Here is a 26,613-nt window from a genome sequence, read left to right as displayed (position 1 = left end):
TAGTCATTCAACTTCAAGATTAAAGGTTACCGGACCATCATTGATGAGATGCACTTTCATATCCGCTGCAAAGATTCCTGTTTGTACAAGTTCAAACTGAGATTTTGCGTATTCAACTAACTGTTCATACAGTTCTTTTGCTTCGAGAGGCGGCATTGCAGGGCCGAAGTCAGGACGCAAACCTTTTTGGGTTTGTGCCATCAGGGTAAATTGCGAGACTAATAATAATCCGCCTCCGGCTTGGCTAAGATTCCAACCCATTTTTCCTTGGTCATCATCAAAAAAACGGTATTTTAAAATCTTATCGATGAGCTTCTTACCTTTTTCAAAGTTATCTTCTTTGCCAATACCAATAAAAACTAAAATCCCTTTTTCGATTTGACCAGTAATCTCACCATCCACAACGACTTTCGCTTCAAGGACGCGTTGGAGTAAAGCACGCATAATTCAACCAAGTTTGATGTTTTTTAATTCAAATGAATTGTATCAAATTGGAAAAAAGAAAAGGGATAAAGTCGTCATCAATCCTCATAAGTTATTGATAAAAAAATAATTAATCGGAGTATATACTTTTGATCTAATAAAGCGATTGAAATAATAAAAATTAACCTTTTTACCAATTTTGTTAAAGAAGGTAATTTACGCGTGCAGGAAAGGTAAATTTGAGAGAGAAAACGATGTTTAAGCGTTCAATGTTGGTTGCAATGCTTGCAACTGCGACAGCAGCATCAGCTGCACCATTAACAAAAGATAACGGCGCACCAGTGGGTGATAACCAAAACTCAATCACTGCAGGTCCAAATGGTTCTGTATTATTACAAGATGTACAGTTGATTCAAAAACTTCAACGTTTCGGTCGTGAGCGTATCCCTGAGCGTGTTGTACACGCACGTGGTACGGGAGCTTATGGTGAATTCGTTGCAACTAAAGATTTATCAAATCTTACTATTGCTTCACTTTTCAAAGCAGGTACGAAAACTCCAGTATTCTTACGCTTCTCTACAGTAATTCATGGTAAGCATTCTCCAGAAACTTTACGTGATCCACATGGCTTCGCAATTAAGTTTTATACTCAAGAAGGTAACTGGGATTTAGTTGGTAACCAAACGCCTGTATTCTTCATTCGTGATGCGATCAAGTTCCCAGACTTCATCCACGCAATGAAACCAAGCCCAATTGACAACGTTCAAGACGCTAATCGCGTATTTGACTTCTTGTCTAGCCAGCCATGGGCAACAAATATGTTGACTTATGTATATGGTAACCAAGGTGTTCCTACGAGCTACCGTGAACAAGACGGTTTCGGTGTACATGCATTTAAATTGTACAACGACAAAGGCGAATATAAATACGTTAAATTTAACTTCCGTTCTAAGCAAGGTGTTAAAGGTCTAAACGTTAAAGAAGCTGCTGAATTACAAGGTAAAGACTTCAACCACTTAACGAATGATCTTTATAAGAACATCAATGCGGGCAATTTCCCGAAATGGGATCTTTATATCCAAGTATTGGATCCTAAAGATTTGAATAGCTTCGATTTCGATCCACTTGATCCAACTAAAATCTGGCCTACTGATTTAGTACCAGAAACAAAAGTGGGTACTTTGACGTTAAATCGTATGCCGAAGAATTTCTTCCAAGAAACGGAACAAGTGGCAATGGCTCCGGGTAATTTAGTACCAGGTATCGAGCCATCAGAAGACCGCTTACTTCAAGGTCGTATCTTCTCTTACTCTGATACACAAATGTACCGTTTAGGTGCAAATCACCAGCAAATTCCAGTAAACCGTCCATTGGTAAATGTGAACAACAATAACCAAGACGGTTATATGAATGTTGGTGCAACTTCATCTAATGTGAACTATGAACCAAGCCGTATGGAGCCAAAACCATCGACTCCTAAAGCACGTGCTGTTGAAACTCCACTTTCTGGCACAGTTCAGCAACGTGGTGTGAAAGAGCAAAACTTTAAGCAAGCGGGTGATTTATACCGTTCATACTCTGCTAAAGAGAAATCTGACCTCATTATGAACTTAGCAGCTGATCTTGGTAACGTAAAAGATTCAGAAACTAAACACATCATGTTGTCTTATTTTTATAAAGCAGATGCGGATTACGGCACACGTATGACTAAAGCTGTAAACGGTAACTTAGCGACTGTTAAAGCGAAAGCGGCAGCTTTAAAAGACTAATCAAGATTAGTCCTTGAATTGGTGATTAGGGTCTAAGGTGTCACCTCAAAAAAGTCCTGTAAAACTCAATTCCTTTCCTGCAACCCTAGGGGAGTTTTACAGGCATTCATTATCGAATTTAAACTCAGGTGAGGGAAGAATGAAAAATATTGTATATAGTTTATTAATCGCTTTACTGAGTTTAAGTTCAGTAATGCTTCACGCTCAAACGACGTCTGTCAGTAGCTCACAACAATCAGATCAGAAAGAAGTGATTGACTTATTTTTTGCAGCAGCGAAAACAGGAAACAAAGAAGTTATTCATGAATTTTTGAAACATGGTTTTCCAGTCAATATTAAAAACCATGCTGGTTTTACACCATTAATGATGGCGACCTACTATGGTCATCAAGATATTGTAACGACTCTATTGGAAAACGGTGCAGACCGCTGTGCTCGTGATAATAAGGGTAATACAGCTTTGATGGGTGCTATCTTTAAGCTTGAATGGTCGATTGCCAAACAATTACGCCAGGTCGATTGTGATGCTCAAGCGAAACAGACAGGACATAAGACCACAGAAGAATTCGCAAAAGTTATTGGGCAAGATAAAGCATTGAAAGCTTTGACTGAGTCATATAGTCAAGACAATGCAAAAAAATAATCAGTTTAAGTTTTAGTAATTAGTCGAATAATCTTCGACAATTACTAAAACGAGCTATGAATCGCAACAAAATGTGCTTTAATGCAATAAGTTGCTAAAAACTGAAAAATAATATGTCTGCCATTATTCAATCCTTACTTGATACTGACTTGTATAAATTCACGATGTTACAAGTGGTATTACATCAATTTCCTCAAACGGATAGTGTCTATCAATTTCGTTGTCGTAACCTTGAAGATACAGCCTATCCACTCGTGGATATATTAGAGGAACTGAACGAACAGTTAGATTTACTGTGTCAGCTCAAATTTAAAGAAGACGAATTACAATATTTAAGAAGTTTGCGCTTTATTAAAAGTGATTTTGTAGACTATTTAGAATTATTCCAACTTAAGCGCCGCTTTATTAAAGCCAGTATCGATGATCAAGGTCGTTTAGATATTCGTATTGAAGGACCTATGGTTCAAGCAATGATGTTTGAAATTTTCGTGCTTGCAATCGTCAATGAACTCTATTTTCGTCGTATTCGCGATGAGCAGGTATTGGCAGAAGGAGAGCGCCGTCTTAAAGCTAAAATTGAATTGTTGAAACACTATGAAAGTAGTCAACAACCGAATGATCCACCATTTCTTGTTTCCGATTTTGGAACACGCCGTCGCTATAGTTTTGACTGGCAGAAACATGTGGTGGAAGAGTTTAATAAGGCTGCACCACATATTTTTCGTGGCACCAGTAATGTTTTATTGGCAAAGCAGTTGGGTATTACACCCATTGGTACGATGGCACATGAATTTTTACAAGCTTTCCAAGCACTGGATGTTCGCTTACGTGATTTCCAAAAAGCTGCACTTGAAACTTGGGTGCAGGAATATCGCGGAGATTTAGGTATTGCACTGACAGATGTTGTTGGTATGGATGCATTCCTAAGAGACTTTGATTTGTATTTTGCCAAATTGTTTGATGGTCTACGACATGACAGTGGTGATCCATATGAGTGGGGCGATAAAGCCTACGCACATTATAAAAAATTAAAAATTGACAGCAAAACTAAAATGCTCACTTTCAGTGATGGTCTAAACTTAGAGAAGGCATGGGATTTGCATCAATATTTTAAAGATCGTTTCCAAGTGAGTTTCGGGATTGGTACTAACCTCACCAATGATATGGGACAAACTGCTTTGAATATTGTTCTAAAGTTAGTCGAATGCAATGGTCAATCGGTAGCTAAACTCTCTGATAGTCCAGGAAAAACGATGACTGATAATGATACCTTCCTCGCATATTTGCGTCAGGTATTTGATGTTGAGTCTCCTTAATCATAATTTCCCTTTTCTGATTTTTTGCTAATACCATGCAAAAAATCAGAATAATTTTGAAAAAGTCTTGTGCTAAGATTTGAACAAGGCCAATAGAACTATTCAATAAATATGACCACTAACGCTTTTGATTTCGGTCTGCTCATTGAAGCAGAACAACTTGTTCCTCATTTAGGAAGTGAAAAGTTACGTATTGTTGATTTGACCCGAAGTTCGGTCTATGAGCAATTACATATTCCGCATGCTATACATCTGAAGCCAAAATTTTTAGTGCGCCAAGAGGAACAAACTACGGGTTTATTGCCTGATGATGAAGGGCTTCAGCAGCTAGTCCAGATATTAAACATATCACCTGAGCATCATGTCGTGGTCTATGATGATGAAGGTGGGGCATGGGCTGGTCGACTGATCTGGAATCTACACTGTATGGGTTTTTATAACACCAGTTTATTAAATGGTGGTATTCATGCGTGGTTAGGCGCCAACTATCCTACGTCTTCAGAAGTTGAAGAGGTTCAGCCAGTCTCATGTCTTTTTCAAGTTAAGACATCCAATGTTGATCAACACCGTATTGATTATTCAACTTTAATAAAAAAAATTGAAAATAAAACTTGCCAAGTATGGGACTGCCGAACGGCTGAGGAGTATACCGGGCAACGTCTCGCGGCACGTCGTGGTGGACATATTCCAACGGCTAGACATTTTGAGTGGAGTACTGCACTTAATCGTCAAAATCATTTAAAATTGCACCCCTTAGAACGCACGCAACAACGTTTAGAACAATTGGGCTTTCAATTTGATCAGCCAGTCGTCGTATATTGTCAGTCTCATCACCGTTCAGGTTTAGCTTACATTATTGGTCGATTACTGGGTTGGGATATCCAAGCTTATGATGGTGCGTGGAGCGAGTGGGGCAACCGCCTCGACAGTTCAATCATTACTGGAGAGTCACCTGAGTGAGTCTGACAAATTTAAAAAAGAAACTATTTATTCAAGCGCAGCAAATCGTCCCGCAACAAAAACTCAGCCGTTTGGTGGGTAAAGTCGCAGCCAGTGAAAACCCAGTATTAAAGAATGTTGTCATTCAAGCATTTAAAGCAAAATATGGCATTGATATGTCAATTGCTGAGCAACAAAATGCCTTGAAATTTAAATCCTTTAATGAGTTTTTCACTCGCTCTTTGAAAACAGGCGTTCGTTCAATTGATCCTAATCCTAAAAGTGTCGTGTCACCTGCAGACGGTGCAATTTCACAATTAGGTAAAATCAATGAGGGCGATATTTTTCAGGCAAAAGGTCAAAGCTTTTCAGTTGAAAAGTTAATTGGTGATCCTCAATTGGCAGCACCATTCAAAAATGGTGAATTTGCAACAGTGTACTTATCACCGCGTGATTATCATCGTGTGCATATGCCTTATTCTGGTACATTGACTGAAACTTTATATATTCCAGGTGAATTATTTTCAGTCAACCAAACTACAGCTGAAAATATTCCGGGTTTGTTTGCACGTAATGAACGAATGGTATGTTTATTCGATACTGATATTGGTCGTATGGCTGTTGTTTTAGTTGGCGCAATGATTGTTGCTGGAATTGAAACTGTTGCGACAGGTAAAGTAAAACCAACAGGTCGCTTAGAGCTGAACCATCATGCGATGAAACTTGAAAAAGGTGATGAGCTCGGACGTTTTTATTTGGGTTCAACGGCTGTAGTTTTGTTTGAGAAAGATAAAATGCAATGGGACCAAGCATTTAAGGCGAACTCAACTGTAGTAATGGGTGAAGCGTTGGGTCATCTTATTTGAGTATATCTTTTGAATAAGAAAAGCGCCTAAGGCGCTTTTTTTTATTCGTGCATTTTATACAAGCGTTCTTTGGGAAACACGGCAATAAATGTAGAGCCTTCGTTTTCTTTCGACTCGATTTCAATATGTGCGCCATGTTGCATAAGTACGTGCTTAACGATGGCAAGGCCTAAACCAGTACCACCTGTTTGACGACTGCGTGCACTATCCACACGATAAAAACGCTCAGTTAAACGCGGTAAGTGTTTTGGATCAATTCCAATACCAGTATCCTGAACAGAAAAATAGCCACGTTCTCCATCATCATGCCAGCCGATGGTGATGGTGCCACCTTTCGGAGTGTACTTTATGGCATTGGTAATTAAGTTGCTAAATGCACTCGCCAATTCCATATCTGAACCAATTAAGTCACAGTGGCTGTCTATATCAAGGTTAAGTGTATGACCATAATCAATATTGTAAGCTTGCGCATCATCAAACAGATGGTTCATTAAACTTGGCATTTCGATAATTTGATTTTTCGCAATTTGTTTTTCATTTTCTAAACGAGACAAAAGCAAAAGATCATTGACCAATGCATTCATGCGTTTAGTTTGCGATTGCATTTGTTCAAAGGCACGTTTCCAACGCGGATTGATATCTTCTTGATCTGTGAATGTTTCGATATACCCACTTAACACTGTGAGTGGTGTTCTTAATTCATGTGAAATATTGTCAACAAAATCTGAACGCATTTGCTCGAGATTTTTCATACGCGTAATGTCGTGCGCAACTAAGAGGCGACTTTCATTGCCAAAGCGAGTCAGTTTGATTTGCGCGTACTTATTATCATGGTTCACCAATTTAATTTTTACACCATCTGGTGCTTGATGGGTATTATGAAAATATTCAATAAAATCTGGCTGGCGAATAATCGTGAGCAGGTTGCGGCCACGATCAACAGCTTGAATGCCAAATAACTTTTCCGCAGCAGGATTCCACCATTCGATTTGATGGGAATCATCCGTAAGAATAATCGCTTCTGATAAAGCCACGAGAGAAGATTGAGTTCGATCGATCAGTCCAACCATTTCAGACTGAACAATACGTTCTTGGCGTTGAGCTCGATATACATTGAACAGTAATGCCCCCCAGATTCCATTTAAATTTGGTGGTACATCGTAAGGACGATTCGAAATCCAATCATTGACTAAATATAATGAGCGTAATTGGATACCAAAAAATATGAGACAGGCAATGCCTAAGCATATCCAAAGATAGCCAATCCCTAACCCGATACAGCCCGCAATAATCAGTAGAAATACCAGTAAACGTAAGTCTTGCTTGGCAAAAGTCCATAAACTGCTATATAGAAACTTTTGATGTTCACGTGCCAATTCTGGGACGGGGTAGGGTTCGTACATAAAATCTAAATTAACCTAAAGCAACATCAGCTCGTGTTGAAAAACGATAGCCAGTACCACGCACAGTTTGAACATAACGGTCTGCACCATAAGGTTCGAGCACTTTACGTAAGCGACGGATATGGACGTCGATGGTTCTGTCTTCAATATACACATTTCCACCCCATACCTGATCAAGTAATTGAGCACGGGTATAGGCACGTTCTGGATGAGTCATAAAGAATGCCAATAGACGATATTCTGTTGGCCCCATATCAAGAATATTTTGATTATAGCTGACACGTTGGCTTACTGGGTCAAGAATTAAGCCATTTGCATCAATGGTTTTTTCGCCATTTAACGCATTTGCACGTCTTAACACCGCTTTAATACGGGATACCAACTCACGTGTTGAAAATGGTTTCGTCATATAGTCATCTGCACCAGCATCAAGACCTTGAACTTTATGGTCTTCTTCGCCACGCGCAGTCAACATAATGACTGGAATTTCTGAAAGTGTTTCATCACGCTTAAGGCGACGACACAAATCTACGCCACTCACGCCACCCGGTAACATCCAGTCGAGTAGGATAAGCGCTGGACGTTGATCAACAATCATTTGATGTGCTTGTTTCGCATCTTCTGCTTCCAAGCATTGAAAGCCTGCCATATCTAAAGAAGTATGGATCATTTCCCGAATTGGGAGCTCGTCGTCGACAATTAAAATGTAGTCATCTTTCACAACGCAATATCCTATGATGAACGGTGAACCGTTTTATATTTATGACAGGCTTATTACAAAGATTAATTATGACAGTATCATTGCAAGATGGAAATCGAAGTTAAATATAGCAATGTTTTGTGACAATTAGGCTGATATTTTGTCTCATTGATATTTATTAATATTAAATTAAATCAATATCTTAAATTTACTTACGATTTGTCACAATTTCTTCATCTTAATTTGATGCTACTTTTTCATTAGATCATTCAATAGGGCGAGAAAAACAGTTTTACATGCCTGAACGACCTCAGCACGTGGAAGTTTAAAACCACCTACCACCCAGCGAACAGCAACTTGAGTGACATAGCCATTTAAACCAGTTGCAATCAAGGAGATCTCTTTTTCAGTGAGATGGGTATGTGGCATCATTAATGTGACAAAGGCATGAATCATTCGGTCGAAACGACCCATTGTTTCTTGAATGGTTGCATGATTATGAAGTTCTTGGACGAGCATTGCATCAATATAAATAATCCGAGCGGTACGCGGATCATCTTCTAAAAAACTAAAGAACGCATTTAGACCTGCATCAATCATGTTTAGAGGCTCAGGAGAGGCTTTCATAATAGCTTGCATTAATGTTTGTTGAAGCTTCTCAATCAGCTCTAAGAAGATCGTTTGGAATAAGTTTTCACTTTTCTTAAAAGATTCATAAAAGTAACGTTCAGTTAATTTCGCTTGTGTGCAAATATCTTTAACGGTTACTGAGAAAAAACCATGAGTTCCATATGCTTCAATACCCGCTTCAATAAGTTTCTCACGACGTGCTTGTTTGCGCTCAGTTAAGGACATCCCTTTAAATTGACGCTCTTTTGCAGGAGGCTTTTCAATCGCTTGCTCGTGTTCTGATGGAGTGAGGTTCTCTGGGTTCATAGCAATTCGAGTCTTTTTATAAAAGTGTTATGCTGCGGTCAGTATAGATTACCGATCAGCTAAAGATACTAAATTGGCCTATAGTAACAATAAAAATGGTCGATAGTTACATTGACAATAATAATTGTCAAAATTATAGTGAACATGAATGACCCAGATCAACGCTGTGGTGCATAAAAATCAAAAAAAGGATTCACAATGAAAAATTTTAAAAACAAAGTGGCTGCAATCACAGGTGCAGGTTCTGGTATTGGTCAACAACTTGCGGTGTTACTGGCCAAGCAAGGTTGTCATTTGTCTTTAAGTGACGTAAATGAAAAGGGCTTAGCAGAAACAGTTGAACTGACGAAGAATGCAAATGTACGAGTCACAACCAAGAAAGTAGATGTTGCGAATCGTGACGAAGTTAAAGCATGGGCGGCTGAAACTGTACAGAATCATGGTTCAGTGAACATGATTTTCAACAATGCTGGGGTGGCATTGGGTTCGACCGTTGAAGGCGCAACATACGAAGAGTTGGAATGGATTGTTAACATTAACTTCTGGGGTGTCGTGTACGGCACCAAAGAATTCTTACCATATATTAAGAAAACAGGTGATGGACACATTATCAACATTTCAAGTTTATTCGGTTTAACTGCGCAACCAACTCAGTCTGCGTATAATGCAACTAAATTTGCTGTACGTGGTTTCACTGAATCTCTTCGTCAAGAGCTAGATATTGAAAATGTGGGTGTGAGCGCGCTTTGCGTACATCCAGGTGGCATTCGTACCAATATTGCGAAAGCTGCAAAAATGAATGACAGTTTAAAATCTTTGGGCATGAATCCACAGAAATCTGCACAGACATTTGATAAATTATTACGTTGTCCACCTGAAGAAGCAGCGCGTCAAATTCTAGAAGCAGTGCAAAAAGATCGCCGTCGTTTACTGATTGGTAACGATGCGAAAGTGATTGATTTAATGCAACGTGTGATGCCAACGGGCTATCAAAAAGTGACTGCATTTGCGACTAAAATGAGTAAACGTTTCGATTCTAAATAATCGTTAAAAAAACCCGCGTCATGCGGGTTTTTTATTTTCTTGATTTCTAATTTAAATCAGTACTTGAACAGTTTTCTTTTTCCAAACAAATTGATAATACAAACCTTGCATCACACATAAGCAAACGAAAGCCAAAGCATAAGCGTACCAGATTCCCGCCAGCCCCCACCATGCGCTAAATAGATAAGCTGCTGGGAGTTCTATACAGAGTATGGCTACAATATTGATGATCATTGGCATAGTCACAGTGCCACTTGCACGCATAATTGAGGCGAAAATAGCACTCGCGCCAAAAAATAAAATTGACCACAGCACAATAAACAATAATTGTTGCCCGAGTATCACGACTTTTTCATCTGTAATAAATAATGCCATGACATATTTTGAGAACAAATAAGCCAAGATTACGAGCCCGCCTGTAAAGACAAAATTCATCCCCAGTGCTGTTTTAGTTACACGTGATAAAGAATCCGCTTTACCTGCACCGATCGCTTGAGCCCCAAAAATAGAGGCAGCAATTGCGATAGACAGAGCAGGGAATTGGATGTAGTTCAAAACCTGATTAACTGCGCCATAAGCAGCTGTTGCTTCTGAACCATAGCGATTGACCAAGCCGACAATGACTAATCCTGCCACAGAGGTCGTGACCATTTGAATGCCTGTAGGAACGCCAAGTCTGAGAATAATTTTGCTCAGTTCAGGATTGTGGCGTACATGTTTACACATTGCTAAATCTGGACGTAATGGATGATTTTTTTTATTTAAATAAACGTACAGAAAAATAAGCACGGCCAGATAACCCACAATCGTGGCGATGGCAGGTGCAATGATACCCAATTGAGGAAATCCAAAATATCCAGCGATGAGAACAGGGGTAATAAAGAGCCCAATTAAACTGGTCATTCCCAAAGCGATGAGAGGTGTAATGCTATCACCGACACCACGTAAGATAGAGGTATAAATAATATAAATAAAAAGGAGTGGGCTACCTGCTAACATCCATTGAACATAAGGCAAAGATAAATGCATGACACTTGGGTCTGTGCCCAAGGCCTCAAGAATGTGGCGTGCAGATAGAACACCTAAAATGGCAATAATCGTCCCGCCGATCAATGTCATAAAAATAGTAGAGCCGACAACCGCTCTTACTTTTTCTAAATTTTGTGCTCCCCACGCTTGACCAACCAATACCGTCGAGCCAGCCGAAAGCCCAATTACAAAAGCCAAGAGACAGAACAAAATAGGGAAGAAGACGGAAACAGCAGCAATTGCTTGAACGCCCATCATTTGCCCGACGAAGATCGTATTAATTGTGCCGGATAAATTTTGCAGGATATTGGTTGCAATCAGCGGAACTAAAAAAACTAAAAAAACTTTCCAGAAACCAGGTTCATCAATCGGCCGTAAGGTTCTCGCCATATATAAGTCTTATCCATTATTGTTTTCTATATCAACGGATTGACCTTAGCACCTTATCATTCAAATTGATTTAGTAATAAAGTAATCCGTCTCGTCTCTTTTCGTTATTGTGATTGAACCTTCGTTAAAATTTCTCCTGCAAGATGCAAGGTTTCCTCTCGTTTTGCAAAACAGACCCGAATGAGCTTCAGATCTTGAGGTGGCTGTTGATAAAACACTGATATAGGAATCGCTACCAGTTTGTGTTGTTCTGCAAGATATTGGCACATTTCTATATCTGTGAGCTCAGGTCTTAGTGTACTGAAATCTAAGTTTTGAAAATAAGTTCCTGGTGACGGCACATATTGAAATTTTGAATGTTGAATTCCATGGATGAATAAGTCACGTTTAGCTTGATAAAAATTGGGGAGATCTAAAATATGTTCAGGATGTTGTTCGATGAATTGATTAAGCGCGATTTGAATCGGATGGACACCACAGAAATTGGCAAATTGATAAATTTGACGAAATACTTTCATCAGTGCCTGAGGTGCAACGCAATATCCAGTTTTCCAACCAGTAACATGAAACGTTTTTCCGAATGAACCAATCACAAAACTACGATCTCGAAGTTCAGGAAAACTAAGCGCAGAATAATGTTGTTGACCATCAAACACTAAATATTCATAGACCTCGTCAGATAGTACACAAATGTTTTTATCCTGAATCAACTCGATCAGTTGTTGCCAATCTTGCTTGGACCAAATTGCACCTGAGGGATTATGTGGTGTATTTACAATGATTAATCGCGTTCGTTCATTTATTCGATCTTTCACCACATTCCAGTCAACATGGAAGTCTGGATGTACCAAGTTGATATGGATCGCTTGCGCCCCAGCGAGTTTCACTGCAGGTGCATAACTATCATAAGCAGGATCGAAAATAATTACTTCATCTCCAGCATTTACAACAGCTTGAATCGCACACAAAATTGCAGTCGTTGCACCAGGTGTAATGGTGATTTCGCTGATCGGGTCTAAATCGACTTGGTCTCGTTGGCAGAATTGGGCTGCAATTTTTTGTCTTAAACTCAGCAGACCGTCACCAGGTGGATATTGGTTATAGCCTTGTTGTGTGGCTTGAGCTAAAGCTGCAATTAATTCAGGAGGAGGTGGAAAATCAGGAAAACCTTGAGAAAGATTTAACGCGTTCAACTTTTGGGCGAGTGCTGACATCACGCTAAAAATAGTGACACCTAAGTCTGGTAATTTAGATTCAATTTTAATCATGCTGGATAGTAATATTTAGCCCGTTTCTTCGTAGTTTAGCAGTTGAAATGCCTGCACTAAATACAAATATCTGCGACATATTCGTTTTAATTTTCATAAGATTCTAATGATCTTCAATTAAGTTTAAAACCTTAGATGATCTATGTGATCTCATGTTAAAAATGATTGATCTGACTTTGCTTCATTTCATTTTTTAACCAATTTAAAAAAATAATCTTCCGAGGATCTTCAATAAATCTAGTATGGGACAGTAGATAATAGGCAGAACCATCCTGAAGAATTGGTGTTATTTTTTTTACAGACTTGAGCTCTAATTCTTTTTCAATCATGTAGATAGAAATGATCGTCTTTCCTAGGCCAGCCAAGCAGCCTTCTAAACATAAGTAAAAATGCTCTAATTCTATTTTGGAATGTTTCTTCAGAATATCTTTGAGTTCATCCAATTGGTGTAATTTTTTTGAAAAATAAGGGCGTGATTTAGAAATTAACAATTCTTTGGTTTTAGGGTGGTGAGATGCTTGGACTGCCACAATATATTCATCGCCAATTTTCTCACTAAACAGATGCGATCCCCATTCAAAATCATTTCTTCGTATTGCGATATCGATATTATCTTTTTCAAAGTCGACTACACCACCACCTGTGAGCAAAACCACTTCAAAATCATGTCCAAGTTTTTTAAATTCAACAAGTCGTGGAATTAACCACTTCATCGAAATGGTTGGTTCACAGGACAGTACCAATTGTTTGTTTTCAGTTTTATTTTGAGTTAGTCCAATTAAACAATCATCCAATTGATTGAAAATATTCTGAGCGCAATGAAAAAGAGTTTCTCCTTCTTTGGTGAGTATCAAGGTTTTATTTCGTCGTTCAAATAATGTGATATTTAATATTTCTTCGAGATTGTAAATTTGCTTACTGACGGCACTTTGCGTAACAAATAATTTCTTTGCTGCAATCGTGACACTGCTGTATTTAGCGACAAAATAAAAAAACTTCAGTGAATTCAAAGATATTTTTTCTATCATTCCAAAAACTCATATATTTTTAGTCGATTTTATTGATTTTATTTTTTTAACTTTTGTTCAAAATGAAGATTACCAAAAGCAAAATAAAGCTAATACAATGGAAAATATATTAAAATTCAGTCCATTTAACAAGCAGCATCTCCATGAATACACATATTCAAAAGAGATAATCAAAAAGGGTTATGCGTTTATTGATTTAAATACATTCCAAGAAATACAGAAAAATAATAATTTTCACGATGTTAATGAGCAAGATGTCAGTGATTTTATAGACAGTTGGAACGCTCTAGATTTAGATCAATTTATGTCGGATAAAGGTAAATATCGAACAAGAAAACATGCAACTTTTACTATTAATGATAAGCATAAAATTTTACTGAAAAATTCTTATATTCCTCATTTTCAGACGATTGAATACAACACTTTGAATGGTGGAATTGCGAGATATTTTTCAGAGATTGATAAAAATACAATTGAAAATCCAATTTTTAGAAATTTACTACAATTCGCATATCTCACCTTTTCAGAAATTGAAACTGAAAATTGGTTTATCGAAGCGCATCAATTTCGCATTGAAGCAAAATTTAACGATAGTGGTAAGCCAACCCCTGAGGGGATACATCGAGATGGGGTGGATTTCGTTTTAATGGCCATGATCAACCGTCAAAATGTTCAGGGTGGAATGACCCGAATTTATGACTTAAATAAGAATTTGAAAGCAGAATTTATGCTTGAAAATTTTTTAGATATCGCACTTGTGGATGATCATCAGGTCTATCACAGCGTAACGGAAATCAAAGTCAATGATTTTACGTTGGGTGATACTGGATTAAGAGATGTATTAGTGATCACGTTTAAAAAGGCATAATGAATGGGTGAGTTTATAGCAGTTATTCTCATCACCATACTCGCTGTTGTGAGTCCTGGTGCTGATTTTGCTATCGTGACAAAAAACAGTTACTTATATGGTAGAAGGATAGGTGTTCTCACTTCACTGGGAATTTCTTTAGGTGTTTTGATTCATGTGACTTATACGCTTATTGCTGTCGCATTTGTCATGGCGTATACACCTCAAATTCTAAATATTGTGAAGTATATTGGAGCCATCTATCTCATCTATATCGGTTATAAAACTTTTGTACAAAGTCCGGTTGTCGAGACGTCATCAACTGCTGCAATTAATCCTTTTCAAGCAGTGAAATATGGCTTTTTCACCAATGCACTTAATCCTAAAACGACTTTATTTGTGATTAGTACATACACTCAGATCATCAGTGTGAGTACGCCGAAAGCGATTCTGGTCGGTTATGGGCTATTTATGTCTTTTGCTCATTTTTTATGGTTTGGATTGGTGGCTTTGCTTTTTTCATCGATTGTTTTAAGACAGAAAATGTTAGCTAAGCAAGTACAGATTAACAGAGTGATTGGAACTGTATTATGTCTGCTAGGGATAGCACTTCTGTTTGCTAAATTTCAATAATAGGGTAGCAATATGAAAAAGATGGCTTTTATCGATATGGAAGGTGTTCTTGTCCCTGAAATATGGAAACACTTCTCAAATGTATACAATATCCCAGAGTTGGCGATTACAACTCGAGAAGTCGCAGACTATAAGTCTCTGATGGAATTTAGAATTAATTTACTGAAAGAAAATAAAATTCCTTTAAAACAATTAATCGATGACATTAAAGAACTGGATGTCATTCCAGATGCTAAGGAGTTTTTAGAATATTTGCAAAAGGCTGAAAATTTTGAAGTTAACATTATTTCAGATTGCTTTTATGAGTTTTTATTTCCCTTTTTTGAAAAATTAAATCTTCCTGTTAAAAATACATATTGTCATCACTTAGAAATTGGACCAGATGGATTTATAGAAAATGTTCTGTATACACGAGATAAAGGGAAACATGAAATTATTGTAAAGTTCCAAAAAGAAAACGTTTCAATGACCAATAGTATTGCGATTGGTGATGCATTCAATGATTTTTCGATGTTGCATTTAGTTGATTATGGTTTTTTATTTCAACCCTCAGAAGACGTGAGAAAGAACTCCCCAGCTTATTTTTGTAAAGTAGACTCTTATCAAGATATTATTTCACATTTAAATCGTAAAAAAAATATGTAACCTTATAATATTATTATGGTTTATATAAGATGAAGCAGATAGGAATGACTCTAGTGATAGCTTAGTTCTTTAAATGGATTAAGAATAATAAATACAGCCCATTCATGCAGAAATGGGCTTTTTGATGACGTCAATTCACAATGAATTCAATTTTAGTCAGCGACCAAATTTAAATTTCATTTCTAAGTTAAATCAAAAATTCAACTGCTGCTCGGATGATCCCTAACACTAAACCGATAAATGCACCAACGACAACACCGTTGACGCGAATCATATGTAAGTCACCACCGACTTCATTTTCAATTTTATCGATCATTTCTCGTGAGTCCCATTCGTGAATGCGTTCACTGATAAATAAAATGACTTTTTCGCTGTATTGATCACTGAGATTGACTGCCATTGAACTCATTTTTTCATTTAATAATTGGCGTAATGCAGGATTGGAAATGATGTTTTGACCGACTTGTTGAATCGCAACACGTAAATTTTCAGCTATACCTGAATCTGCTTTCTCCAAATCTTCACGAATGGCATTGCACAGAATGACGACGGCACCAGTAATAAAATTTAAAACTTGAGGACTATCTAACAATGCATTTTTAGTTTCATTTAATTTAAGACTCGCCTGACTTTCAGGATTTGCGAGTTCAGTCATTAAATGCTGTGCAATACTCTCAATTTTTTGACGCCATGGATGCTCTGGATCTGCCAACATTGACTCGACACGCTCTATTAAAGAGTCAATCGTTCTTTGTTGAACATCGATACCGATCCAACTTGCGCCTTTGGCTAAACGCCACACTCCGAGTTCTTTAAATAGGGTGCGGGTTAGCTCCCGAGTTTGTTCAGGATGTGAAGTCACCCAACCGTGCGCAACATCGAGACCACGTTGTAAAACATCTTGGTGGAAGTCATTTTCTAATACGGCACGAATCATTTCACTGGCCAGGGTATTGATTTGAGTGTTCTTTACCCATTGCACACTGTTAGTTTGAATAAACCTACCGACTTGTTCTTGTCCAACAAACTCAAAAACTTTAGGCACTGTCTGTTGAATCACTTGAGTCACTTGACGATTGTTATCTGGATTGGCTAGCCATTGTCCTACTGCCAAACTCACATCTGTTTGACTCAAGCTTTTTGCCACAATCTGTGGCGATAGGAAGTTTTCTTGAACAAAACGTCCCATGGATTCTGCAATACGCGCTTTGTTACGTGGAATAATTTCGGTGTGATCTTTTAAAAACTTAGGAATAGGGATACGGCCGAATGGGTTCCGAAACAAAACCGTAATGGCATACCAATCTGCTAAACCACCAACCACACCTGCTTCAGCAGACAACATTAAAATATGAATAAGCCAAACATATTCTGGAAAAATTTTGGCAGCCACCATGAGCGATATCCAAGCCAATACAGCGACAACCAGTGCGATCATGGCAAACCGTTTGCTTCGATCCAGACTAGGGGTAGTCATTGTTGGTGATACACTCATGCATAATTCCTATGTAAGCTGTTGTATTAATATTATTTTATTGTGATTGAGAAGGCTGTGTTTGTACAGGCAGTATGTCGCCTGTAGCACTTAAACCATATTTAGACCCTAAGGCCTGTAAAATTAAACGTGCATCAAAAGCATCTTGAGGTGCTGTTTTTTGATCTTTAAAACAGGTGATGGTATAGGCTACTTGAACTGGCTCTAAACTGACCACCTGTGGCAGATCATAAAAAGGATCAAAGAACATAGGATGTCTACGATATCCATAACCATACGGGTAAGGATTGGAATAAACCACAGCTTGACGAGGTGGTTGTTGTGTGCGATTGCTTGGATCATCTTGGACTTTAAAAAAATGAAAGCCCTGTTTGACCGTTGTTTGTGCAGCTTTAAGTAAGGTTATTTCTTCAGCTGTACCATAGCTCATGTTGGATGAGCCTTGAAAACTAATACGATACGTTGATTGGTTCAAGGGAATAGTTGCGAATTGCCCAAGCTGATCAAATGTAGGCGGTTTACTTGGCGTCGTGACACAACCAGACAGCAGGATCATGCCAGATAATCCCAAAATCATGCATAAGTTCTTCATTTCGCTCTCCTGAAGTCTGTTGTATCAATATCAATTTAGAAGCTACTGTTTGGCTGTTTTAAAAATTCTATTTCCTCAGGTGTAGAGAGACGATTTAAAATTTCATTACGATGAGGATAGCGGCCGAAACGTTCAATGATGACTTGATGCTTTTTCTCAAAGTCTAAATTTACAGGGTTGCCTAATGCCTCAAACAAACGAAGCGCTTGAGTGTGAATGATTTTTGATTCGCTATGCATGAAAGGCATATATAAGAAGCTACGTTGTTCAGGTTCCAGTTCGAGATCTAAACCAAGACGAACCGCTTCTTGAGCTAGCCCAAGTGCTAATGGATCTTGGGCAAAAGATTCAGCTTTGCCACGATAAACATTACGAGAAAATTGATCCAAGACAATGATTTCTGCTAAGCGTCCTAAAGCAGTTTCCCGCCATGTCCATAGTTCGCCTGCGGCAGCTTGTTGGATGGTGTGACCAAATTGCGCTTGAATAAGTTGATCGAAAGCATCGCTTTTCGCAAACCAATGTGGTTGAGTTTCAGCACTGAACCAAAAATCTATAACGTTGTGATAATTCATATTCTTTACAGTTTGTTAGCATTTATTCTGCAATAAAATCACAAATTTCAGATGTCTTAAAGACTAAGATTGTGTTAAAAATTTGCCAAAATAAAAGGTTTATCCAACTGAAATGTATATGCAAACTGCATTTGGGAATATAAATCACGGTATACTTGATATAAATCAATAATTTTTTATCTCAGTCGTTCTTCTAGATAAGCGAGTAAGTAATGAGTCAACCCGAAGCGCTCTCTGAAACAATTTTACCAAATTGGGTGGATTCGTCGGTGTTTAAAGGTATGTTACGAGGCATTGAGCGCGAAAGCTTAAGGATGCAAAGTGATGGCTTTATCTCCCAGAAAGATCATCCTAAGGGTTTAGGCTCTGCGTTAACTCATCCTCATATTACGACAGATTATTCTGAAGCCTTACTTGAGTTTATTACGCCTCCTCAATCTTCAATTCCTGAAGCATTAAGCTACTTAGAAGATATTCATGCTTTCACTCATCGACATCTAGAAGATGGTGAAAAGCTATGGCCAATGTCGATGCCATGTATGTTGGATGATGAAGAAGAAAGTATTCGTCTTGCGCAATATGGCTCGTCCAATATTGGTAAATTCAAAACCTTATACCGTCGTGGTTTAGGTGTACGTTATGGTCGTCGTATGCAGACGATTTCAGGTGTACATTACAATGTTTCATTCCCTGATGCGTTGTTTGAGCAGTTGCAAGCAAACGAGCAAGATGAAGCTTTAAAACAGCTCAGTTTGCAGGATTATCGCAGCCATCGATATTTCGCTTTAATTCGAAATTTCATTCGTTTAACCCCATTGGTTATGTTTTTGATAGGTGCAAGCCCATCGGTCTGTCGTTGTTTTATGACGGGTCGTGAACATCATTTATTGCCTTTAATTAAGGGAACATTGTATTTGCCATATGCCACTGCATTGCGTATGGGGCGCTTTGGATATCAAAACTCGGCGCAGAAAGAGTTAGGTATTCATTACAATGATTTGAAAGGATATTTAGCAGGTTTACAAAAGGCGGTGAAAACATCTTATGCTGCTTTCAGTCGTTTGGGATTAGATGACGAAGCGGGTGAGCCGATCCAAATTAATGATCACGTACTGCAAATTGAAAACGAATACTATAGTCTTGTACGTCCTAAACAAGTACCACAGTCTGGTGAAACACCATCTGATGCATTAGCAAACCGTGGGGTAGGGTATGTTGAATTACGCGCAGTAGATGTGAATCCATACAGCCCTATTGGTATCAATGAAGATACTGCAGGATTCCTTGAGGTATTAGCGCTTTATTGTTTATTAAAAGACAGTCCTGAACTGCTAGATGATGAACTTGAAGTGATTGAACAAAACCAGCAAGAAGTTGTGAATCGTGGACGTGCGCCAAATGCTGCCATTGTTGAAAATGGTCAATCAATTGAAATTGAGACATGGGCAAATAAATATCTCAAACAGATGCAGCCTTTAGCAGAAACGTTAGATCAAGCTCACTCGACCTCGTTGTATTCTGATGCAATGCAAATTATGCAATTACGAGTAGATGAAGTGGATGAAACCTTCTCTGCGAAAATAGTAGAAGATACACTAAAACATAGTGGTACTTGGAGCTTAGGTAGTGTGCTCGCGCATCAACATGCTGATCATTATCAAAATTATGTGTTATCTCAGGATAAAGTCACCTATTTTGAACAACTTACAGTGCAATCACTTGAGCAGCAACAACAGTTGGAAGCAGAGTCTAGTTTAAGCTTTAAAGAATATCTAAAAGCATATCGATAAAAATATTGAGGAAAGTATATGCAGTGGCAAAATTACCGCATGGTGAGTGGCCTGTTGTTTATAGCCAGCGTGATTGGAATGGCCTTCGCGTTGTATCTCGAACATGTCCAAGGTCTTGAACCTTGTCCATTGTGTGTATTTCAACGGTTAGGTCTGATCGGATTGGGGCTGATTTCTTTTATTGCGTTTCTACACAATCCCGTCCGTAATGGTTTAAAACGAGTATATGCTTTCCTAGGGACATTATCGATTTTATGGTCAGCGGGTGTTGCTGCACGTCATGTCTGGCTGCAGAGTTTACCTCCAGATAAAGTGCCAAGTTGTGGGCCTGGTTTAGATTATTTGGTAGATGCTTTGCCGCTTAAAACAGTGCTTCAACAAGTGCTGTCAGGATCAGGCGAATGTGCGGTAGTAGACTGGACTTTCCTAGGTCAGTCTTTACCTGTGTGGTCTTTGGTATTTTTTAGTATTTTGGTGATCATCTCGATTTGGCAGTTATTCAGAAAGTATTCTGCTTAATATAAAAAAGCCAACTAATAGTTGGCTTTTTTATTGAAGATGGTCAGGTTTCTACGATTCCTTCCATGCTTTCTAATTTGATTAAATATTTACGGATTTGCTCTTCAGCTAATTCATCGTGATGTGGATAGAACCATTTAACGATTTGCTCAGCAACACTGGAATGGTATTGAATTTCCATATGATTGAGCCCGTAGAACACCGCTTTATGTGATTCTGGCAATTTCAGTTGGAATCGCGGATTTGGATGCTCACCCAAAGCACTTTGCACACTCACTAAGTAATCGCCAATGACTTTAAGTGTACGATTTTTACGATTTTCAAACTCAATTGTTCCAGCTACTAAGAATGTATTGATATGTGAAGGCAGCGGTGCAGGTTTACGATTATCATCCATCATGCCAATACGAGCGTGATTGTGTTCCCAGTCATCATCACGGACACTACCATGGCGTAAATCCAAAATACCATCACTGCGAATATTCACAATGTGGCTGGCTAACTTGATGATGGGAAAGTGTCCAATTTTTTCTTGAACGGCAAAGCCAATACGTTCTAGAACCGCACCATGATGTGGAGAACCTAAGCAGACCAAATTCTCTGCCATGTGAAACCATTGATGGAGATTTTGTTTACCATAAAACAAAGCACTTCGAGAAACCAAACCACCCATACTGTGACCGATTAAATCAAGGCTGGTGATACGTGGATTGCGCTTTACCAAGTCTTCAAGCATATTGGCCAACGAACGACCATTCGCTGAAATTCTGCGCCCAGTGTTGTAATGCAAATAAAGCATGGTGTTGTTGTCGCGTTGTGCAAGCAGTTTTTCACCAATACCGCCATAGTTGCGATTGGTCCAATCAAGATGATTCATGCACAGACCATGGCAAAAGATCACGACACGACCTGACAGGTCACCCTGTTGTAACTCTCCATAGTGATCATACAGATTACTGGTAATCGCCAACGGATTTTGATTTTTGAGTAAATAGTCGCCAATCACGCCATTAAGAGCACTGACCAAAAAAATCATTTTTGGCGTGAGGGGTTTATCATGGAGTTTCGGAAATTGATCAATGATTTTGCGCAGGGCTGGTGCGACCAAATAATTTCCGTAATTTAGAAGCGTGTCATATGAAAATTGATATAACTTTCGAACGTAGGTTTTTTTTTGAAATTCTTTTGATGTTTTTTTACTTAAACCAAATACGGTTAAGAGCACTTCACGTTGAAGTGATTGAATGAGATTTTGAACAGCAAGGTTGATTGGAGTGCTGACCAGTTGTGCCAAACCTTCAAGCACATCGGCCTGACTCGGAGGAGATCGATCCCATTTACAATAGGTTTCATGTAGTGGCGTTAAACTCGGCATCTAGTCTTATCCTGATAGTGCATGATCATCTAAAGACACTTTATTTTTAGCAATGATCACTGTATAAAATTCCTTGTATTTATCTTATGTTGTTCATCCCGAACAATTTTTAAGATAACTTTGATTTCAGATCGGCTCTAATTTTTTTGTCTGACAATATTTGTTATCGTACAAAAGAGAAACAAATATGTGATCTGATTCACAATAAAAATTAGAACAATTTTGAGGAAAATGCAATTAATCAGTTCATGAATATTATCTATCTACATGGATTTCAAAGTAGTCCTTTTTCGATTAAAGGGCAACTGATTCGTCAGTATTTTGAAAGACATGAACATGTACAAGTGCATTTGCCCGATTTAAATATGCCGCCTGATCAGGTCATTACTTCGATTTCGACGCTCATCGAGTCTATGTCAAATGTCGTTTTGATTGGGAGCAGTTTAGGTGGATTTTATGCGACGCAGCTTGCCGCGAAACATGGAGTCGCAGCTGTACTGATTAATCCCGCTATGCAACCATGGAAATTATTTAGAAACTTGTTTTCAACGGCGCAGTTTCCTTATCCAGTCACTGCGAATTGGTCGTTAGATGAAGCTCAGCTTGATCAATTGGAGCATATGGCAGTTCCGTTTGTGCAAGATGCAGACAAAATCTTGGTCTTGTTACAACAAGGTGATGAAGTTTTGGATTATCGTGAAGCGGAACGTTATTATAATTGCGATGGTCATCAAGCGTTCCTCATTACAGAAACATATGGCAATCACGCGATGGATGATTTCGCGGATAAAATACCCTTGGTATATCAGTTTTTAGCTGACAGCTTAAAATAAGGAAACAATTCAACGTGTCTCAATATACGGCCCAATCCCTTGAAGTCTTATCTGGTTTAGATCCTGTACGCCGTCGTCCAGGCATGTATACCGATACCACACGTCCAAACCATTTGGCGCAAGAGGTCATTGATAATGCGGTCGATGAAGCATTGGCAGGACACGCGAATAAAATTACAGTGACTGTGTATAAAGATGGTTCATTGTCAGTAGAAGATAACGGGCGTGGTATGCCAGTTGATATTCATCCTGAATATGGTCAAAGCGGCATTGAAATTATTCTGACTAAACTGCATGCAGGTGGGAAATTCAGCACAGATAATTATCAATTCTCTGGTGGTTTGCACGGGGTTGGTATTTCTGTTGTAAATGCGCTTTCCACACGTGTGGAAGTTCAAGTTCAGCGCCAAGGTAATTTATACAAAATGGCCTTTGAGCAAGGTGAAGCAACGGCACCACTTGAAGTTCTGGAAGGTAAAGCCCCTAAACGTGCATCGGGTACCTCAGTTCACTTTTGGCCTGAAGCGAAATATTTTGATTCACCTAAATTTGCATTAAAGGCACTTAAACACAATTTAAAAGCGAAGGCGGTATTAGCTGCTGGCTTACAAATCAATTATGTTGATGAAATTAACGACGAAAAAATCACTTGGCAGTTTGAAAATGGTCTCGTCGATTATTTGATGGATGAATTAGAAGATCGTGAAATCATCCCTATGCCTGCATTTGTCGCTACAGGTGACGCGGAACGTGCCAGTGCGGAGTTTGCGATTTGTTGGAATGTTGAAGGCGGAGAGAGCATTCAAGAATCTTATGTGAACTTGATTCCAACGGCGCAAGGTGGCACACATGTGAATGGTCTTCGTTCAGGTGTGACGGATGCGATCCGTGAGTTCTGTGAGTTACGTAATCTCTTACCACGTAATATGAAGCTTTCAGCGGAAGATGTGTGGGATGGCGTGAACTATATTCTGTCTTTGAAATTTCAAGAGCCACAATTTTCAGGTCAAACCAAAGAGCGTCTTTCAAGTCGTGAAGCCTCTGGGATTGTACAGAACATCGCCAAAGATGCTTTTGCCTTATGGTTGAATCAAAACTCTGAAATTGCAATGCAATTGGCTGAAATGGCGATTTCAAAAGCGGGACGTCGTTTAAAAGCAGCGAAGAAAGTTGAGCGCAAAAAAATCGTTTCAGGTCCAACTTTACCAGGCAAATTATCTGATTGTGTGGGACATAGTTTGGAAGAGTCAGAACTATTTATTGTGGAAGGTGATTCTGCTGGAGGATCTGCTAAACAGGCGCGTGATAAGAATTTCCAAGCGATTATGCCGATCCGCGGAAAAATTTTAAACACTTGGGAAGTCTCTTCAGATGAAGTACTTGCTTCTCAAGAGGTTCATAATATTGCAATCGCAATAGGAGTCGATCCGGGTTCTGATGATTTGTCTGAACTTCGCTATGGCAAGATCTGTATTCTTGCCGATGCAGACTCAGATGGATTACATATTGCGACTTTGCTATGTGCATTATTTGTGAAGCACTTCCCAAGTCTAGTTGAAGCAGGGCACTTATTTGTTGCGATGCCACCTTTATTCCGTATTGATGACGGTAAAGATGTGCATTACGCGCTTGATGAAGCAGAATTAGAAGGCATATTGAAAAAAGCCAAAACTAAATCCCCACAAATCACACGATTTAAAGGTTTGGGTGAGATGAATGCAAGTCAGCTCCGTGAAACAACATTGGATCCCAATACTCGTCGTTTGGTGCAACTAGATTTGGATGATGTGCATTTTACTTCAGGTTTATTAGATAAATTATTAGCCAAGAAACGCGCAAGTGATCGTAAAGAATGGTTGGAACAAAAAGGCAACTTAGCTGAATTAGTCGTTTAATTGTCCGTAGACACGAGCATTAAAGCCCGCATCTGCGGGCTTTTTTATACTTCACAGAGTGAACAATTCACACCACGACAATTGTGTAGCACTGAACTGCGCGCACTATTTTTATTGGTACCTGGACCGCCGACTAAAGGTCCTGCAAGTTGTTCTGCGCCTGACCCTGGGCGCCATTTGGTCTTCATGTTGATTTGTTGTCTGCCAGTTATCATCGGTTTTGCTAAGGTTTGTTGTTGGCAGTATTTACATTCGATGGTGTCAGTTGCAATCCTAGAAATAGGCACACGTTGTTCAAAAATTCCTTCGCAGTGATCACAGCGGAAATCGTATAATGGCATGGTCGTGCTCCTACTTATTTTTAAGCATGCGCATGTTTAAAAGTTAAAAAGGAGGTAGCTCGCATGCTTACTCAAGCTACCCCGTAAAATGGTGAAACCTGTAATAACAATAATGCGCTAATTAGCGTTTATGCCCCCAAAATTTATCGTCATTTAAAGCACCTTGCGGCAAGATATTTTGTTCAAAAATGGAGGTTGGGAGTGAGACGGTACATGCACAGTTTGGAATATCTACAATACCTCCGATACGACCTTCAACCGGTGCAGCGGTAAGTAACATGTAGGCTTGTGACCCAGTAAAGCCAAAGTTTTCAAGATACTTAATAGCTTTTAAACATGCTTGGCGGTAAGCCACTGTCGCATCGAGATAGTGATTTACACCATCTTCAACACTGATCCCTTCGAAAGTCAGCCATTGATCATAATTTGGACGTACATTGCTTGGAACAAAGATAGGTGAATCAATATTGTATTTTTCCATTCCACCTTTGATTAAATCGAAACCGACACGTGTAACGCCATCCATTTCAATCGCACCACAGAAACCAATTTCACCGTCACCTTGTGAGAAGTGGAGGTCGCCCATTGAGAAGCCAGCACCTTTTTGATAAACAGGGAAGTAAATACGGCTTCCTGCAGCAAGGTCTTTAATGTCTGTGTTACCCCCATGTTCACGTGGAGGAACTGTGCGTGCAGCTTCAGCCGCCATACGATCAAATTCTGGACCTTTCACACCACGCAGAACGGCTGTACGTGGATCAGGAGGGTTTGCCTGACCTTTAGGAACGAGCAATGCTTCACGGCGATTCCATTCTTTCAGTAAATCATGTGATGGTAGAGTTCCCATCAAGCCAGGATGTTTTAATCCTGCAATACGTACACCAGGGATATGACGTGAAGTTGCAAATAAACCTTTCAAATCCCAAATGGCTTTATCTGCCTCTGGGAAATAGTCCGCCAAGAAGCCACCACCATTTTCCTTGGCAAAAACACCCGAAAAACCCACATCAGAAATCGGTTGAATGTCTAGTAGATCAATGACCAACAAATCACCTGGTTCTGCACCTTCAACATAGAATGGACCTGTTAAAGGATGAGCACGTGTTAAATCCACATTTTTAACATCAGAAATATCGTCAGTATCTTTAATTTGTGCGTCAAGGAAATCCAAACTTTCAATCAGAATTTCTTCACCAGGTTTTACTGATGTCAGAAAAGGTAAGTCTGGGTGCCAACGGTTGTGACCAATTTCGGCTTGCTCCGCAAGTGGAACTCCTGGTTTGATTTTAATATGTTGCATAATGTATCCCCTGTATTGA

General features: G+C 39.0%; 26 protein-coding genes. 13 read left to right on the top strand and 13 right to left on the bottom strand.

What is annotated here, in order from left to right; all coding sequences use genetic code 11:
* Positions 1 to 3: 3 nt before the first annotated feature.
* Complete coding sequence (dtd, locus tag AC1M89_RS06310) at positions 4 to 444, bottom strand: D-aminoacyl-tRNA deacylase (RefSeq protein WP_481591978.1); 441 nt, start codon at positions 442 to 444, stop codon at positions 4 to 6.
* Positions 445 to 677: 233 nt separating this feature from the next.
* On the opposite strand from dtd, the gene AC1M89_RS06305 reads away from it, so the two are divergent.
* The 5 genes from AC1M89_RS06305 (at position 678) to asd (ending at position 5,956) form a co-directional block, all read left to right on the top strand.
* On the top strand, positions 678 to 2,192 hold the full coding sequence (locus AC1M89_RS06305; protein ID WP_481614047.1) for a catalase: 1,515 nt from the start codon (positions 678 to 680) through the stop codon (positions 2,190 to 2,192).
* A 139-nt stretch (positions 2,193 to 2,331) separates the two neighbouring features.
* Complete coding sequence (locus tag AC1M89_RS06300; RefSeq protein WP_180028377.1) at positions 2,332 to 2,835, top strand: ankyrin repeat domain-containing protein; 504 nt, start codon at positions 2,332 to 2,334, stop codon at positions 2,833 to 2,835.
* 113 nt (positions 2,836 to 2,948) lie between these two features.
* The gene (gene pncB / locus AC1M89_RS06295) at positions 2,949 to 4,151 is read left to right on the top strand and encodes a nicotinate phosphoribosyltransferase (protein WP_035264803.1); all 1,203 of its coding nucleotides are present in this window, start codon (positions 2,949 to 2,951) and stop codon (positions 4,149 to 4,151) included.
* Between the two features lie 111 nt (positions 4,152 to 4,262).
* Entirely contained in the window at positions 4,263 to 5,111 is an 849-nt protein-coding gene (locus AC1M89_RS06290; RefSeq protein ID WP_481614046.1) for a sulfurtransferase, read from the top strand.
* Complete coding sequence (gene asd, locus AC1M89_RS06285) at positions 5,108 to 5,956, top strand: archaetidylserine decarboxylase (RefSeq protein WP_035264801.1); 849 nt, start codon at positions 5,108 to 5,110, stop codon at positions 5,954 to 5,956. The genes AC1M89_RS06290 and asd overlap by 4 nt, the downstream gene beginning before the upstream one ends.
* Positions 5,957 to 5,997: 41 nt before the next feature.
* On the opposite strand, the gene phoR is transcribed toward asd, so the two are convergent.
* From phoR to AC1M89_RS06270, 3 genes are all read right to left on the bottom strand, one after another.
* Positions 5,998 to 7,359, bottom strand: a complete 1,362-nt coding sequence (gene phoR / locus AC1M89_RS06280; RefSeq protein ID WP_035264800.1) for a phosphate regulon sensor histidine kinase PhoR — start codon at positions 7,357 to 7,359, stop codon at positions 5,998 to 6,000.
* Positions 7,360 to 7,369: 10 nt separating this feature from the next.
* Positions 7,370 to 8,080, bottom strand: coding sequence for a phosphate regulon transcriptional regulator PhoB (gene phoB, locus AC1M89_RS06275; RefSeq protein WP_035264799.1), 711 nt, complete (start codon positions 8,078 to 8,080; stop codon positions 7,370 to 7,372).
* 228 nt (positions 8,081 to 8,308) lie between these two features.
* On the bottom strand, positions 8,309 to 8,995 hold the full coding sequence (locus AC1M89_RS06270; RefSeq protein ID WP_035264798.1) for a TetR/AcrR family transcriptional regulator: 687 nt from the start codon (positions 8,993 to 8,995) through the stop codon (positions 8,309 to 8,311).
* Positions 8,996 to 9,193: 198 nt separating this feature from the next.
* Between AC1M89_RS06270 and AC1M89_RS06265 the strand changes: the two genes are divergently transcribed.
* A complete protein-coding gene (locus AC1M89_RS06265; protein WP_035264797.1) occupies positions 9,194 to 10,039 on the top strand; it encodes an SDR family NAD(P)-dependent oxidoreductase in 846 nt (281 codons plus the stop codon).
* A gap of 51 nt (positions 10,040 to 10,090) precedes the next feature.
* On the opposite strand, the gene AC1M89_RS06260 is transcribed toward AC1M89_RS06265, so the two are convergent.
* The 3 genes from AC1M89_RS06260 to AC1M89_RS06250 form a co-directional block, all read right to left on the bottom strand.
* Positions 10,091 to 11,458, bottom strand: coding sequence for an MATE family efflux transporter (locus AC1M89_RS06260; protein WP_481608677.1), 1,368 nt, complete (start codon positions 11,456 to 11,458; stop codon positions 10,091 to 10,093).
* 104 nt (positions 11,459 to 11,562) lie between these two features.
* The gene (locus tag AC1M89_RS06255) at positions 11,563 to 12,726 is read right to left on the bottom strand and encodes a methionine aminotransferase (RefSeq protein ID WP_481591973.1); all 1,164 of its coding nucleotides are present in this window, start codon (positions 12,724 to 12,726) and stop codon (positions 11,563 to 11,565) included.
* Between the two features lie 155 nt (positions 12,727 to 12,881).
* On the bottom strand, positions 12,882 to 13,754 hold the full coding sequence (locus AC1M89_RS06250) for a LysR family transcriptional regulator (protein WP_035264791.1): 873 nt from the start codon (positions 13,752 to 13,754) through the stop codon (positions 12,882 to 12,884).
* 97 nt (positions 13,755 to 13,851) lie between these two features.
* Between AC1M89_RS06250 and AC1M89_RS06245 the strand changes: the two genes are divergently transcribed.
* Genes AC1M89_RS06245 through thrH form a run of 3 tightly spaced genes read left to right on the top strand, consistent with a single transcriptional unit; the run spans position 13,852 to position 15,879 of the window.
* A complete protein-coding gene (locus AC1M89_RS06245) occupies positions 13,852 to 14,622 on the top strand; it encodes a 2OG-Fe dioxygenase family protein (RefSeq protein WP_035264789.1) in 771 nt (256 codons plus the stop codon).
* A gap of 3 nt (positions 14,623 to 14,625) precedes the next feature.
* Complete coding sequence (locus AC1M89_RS06240) at positions 14,626 to 15,234, top strand: LysE family translocator (RefSeq protein ID WP_035264787.1); 609 nt, start codon at positions 14,626 to 14,628, stop codon at positions 15,232 to 15,234.
* 12 nt (positions 15,235 to 15,246) lie between these two features.
* Complete coding sequence (thrH, locus tag AC1M89_RS06235; protein ID WP_051586509.1) at positions 15,247 to 15,879, top strand: bifunctional phosphoserine phosphatase/homoserine phosphotransferase ThrH; 633 nt, start codon at positions 15,247 to 15,249, stop codon at positions 15,877 to 15,879.
* Between the two features lie 187 nt (positions 15,880 to 16,066).
* On the opposite strand, the gene AC1M89_RS06230 is transcribed toward thrH, so the two are convergent.
* Genes AC1M89_RS06230 through AC1M89_RS06220 form a run of 3 tightly spaced genes read right to left on the bottom strand, consistent with a single transcriptional unit; the run spans position 16,067 to position 18,541 of the window.
* Entirely contained in the window at positions 16,067 to 17,374 is a 1,308-nt protein-coding gene (locus tag AC1M89_RS06230; RefSeq protein ID WP_481591972.1) for a DUF445 domain-containing protein, read from the bottom strand.
* A 37-nt stretch (positions 17,375 to 17,411) separates the two neighbouring features.
* A complete protein-coding gene (locus tag AC1M89_RS06225) occupies positions 17,412 to 17,966 on the bottom strand; it encodes a CC0125/CC1285 family lipoprotein (RefSeq protein ID WP_481591971.1) in 555 nt (184 codons plus the stop codon).
* A 35-nt stretch (positions 17,967 to 18,001) separates the two neighbouring features.
* Positions 18,002 to 18,541, bottom strand: a complete 540-nt coding sequence (locus AC1M89_RS06220; RefSeq protein ID WP_035264779.1) for a DUF924 family protein — start codon at positions 18,539 to 18,541, stop codon at positions 18,002 to 18,004.
* Between the two features lie 212 nt (positions 18,542 to 18,753).
* Here AC1M89_RS06220 and gshA point away from each other — a divergent pair, with 212 nt between their 5' ends.
* Both gshA and AC1M89_RS06210 read left to right on the top strand, forming a co-directional pair.
* Positions 18,754 to 20,331 (top strand): glutamate--cysteine ligase, encoded by a 1,578-nt coding sequence (gene gshA / locus AC1M89_RS06215; RefSeq protein WP_481591970.1) that lies wholly within the window; start codon positions 18,754 to 18,756, stop codon positions 20,329 to 20,331.
* An 18-nt stretch (positions 20,332 to 20,349) separates the two neighbouring features.
* Entirely contained in the window at positions 20,350 to 20,850 is a 501-nt protein-coding gene (locus AC1M89_RS06210; protein ID WP_092766544.1) for a disulfide bond formation protein B, read from the top strand.
* Between the two features lie 43 nt (positions 20,851 to 20,893).
* On the opposite strand, the gene AC1M89_RS06205 is transcribed toward AC1M89_RS06210, so the two are convergent.
* The gene (locus tag AC1M89_RS06205) at positions 20,894 to 22,225 is read right to left on the bottom strand and encodes a PGAP1-like alpha/beta domain-containing protein (protein WP_092766543.1); all 1,332 of its coding nucleotides are present in this window, start codon (positions 22,223 to 22,225) and stop codon (positions 20,894 to 20,896) included.
* 248 nt (positions 22,226 to 22,473) lie between these two features.
* On the opposite strand from AC1M89_RS06205, the gene AC1M89_RS06200 reads away from it, so the two are divergent.
* Together AC1M89_RS06200 and parE are read left to right on the top strand one after the other, a co-directional pair.
* Positions 22,474 to 23,058: a YqiA/YcfP family alpha/beta fold hydrolase gene (locus AC1M89_RS06200; RefSeq protein WP_035264764.1), complete on the top strand. Its 585-nt coding sequence runs from the start codon at positions 22,474 to 22,476 to the stop codon at positions 23,056 to 23,058.
* 14 nt (positions 23,059 to 23,072) lie between these two features.
* Positions 23,073 to 24,953 carry a DNA topoisomerase IV subunit B gene (gene parE, locus AC1M89_RS06195; protein WP_481591969.1) on the top strand — a complete coding sequence of 627 codons (1,881 nt, stop codon included), beginning with the start codon at positions 23,073 to 23,075 and terminating at the stop codon, positions 24,951 to 24,953.
* Between the two features lie 44 nt (positions 24,954 to 24,997).
* Here the strand turns inward: parE and AC1M89_RS06190 are convergent, their stop codons facing one another.
* Both AC1M89_RS06190 and fmdA read right to left on the bottom strand, forming a co-directional pair.
* On the bottom strand, positions 24,998 to 25,294 hold the full coding sequence (locus AC1M89_RS06190) for an FmdB family zinc ribbon protein (RefSeq protein WP_481591968.1): 297 nt from the start codon (positions 25,292 to 25,294) through the stop codon (positions 24,998 to 25,000).
* A gap of 121 nt (positions 25,295 to 25,415) precedes the next feature.
* Entirely contained in the window at positions 25,416 to 26,594 is a 1,179-nt protein-coding gene (fmdA, locus tag AC1M89_RS06185; protein ID WP_092766540.1) for a formamidase, read from the bottom strand.
* Positions 26,595 to 26,613 lie beyond the last annotated feature (19 nt).

This window comes from Acinetobacter sp. ANC_7635 (assembly GCF_056779945.1).
The sequence above is the reverse complement of the archived record's forward strand: the minus strand, read 5'-3'. Positions and strand labels throughout refer to the sequence as shown.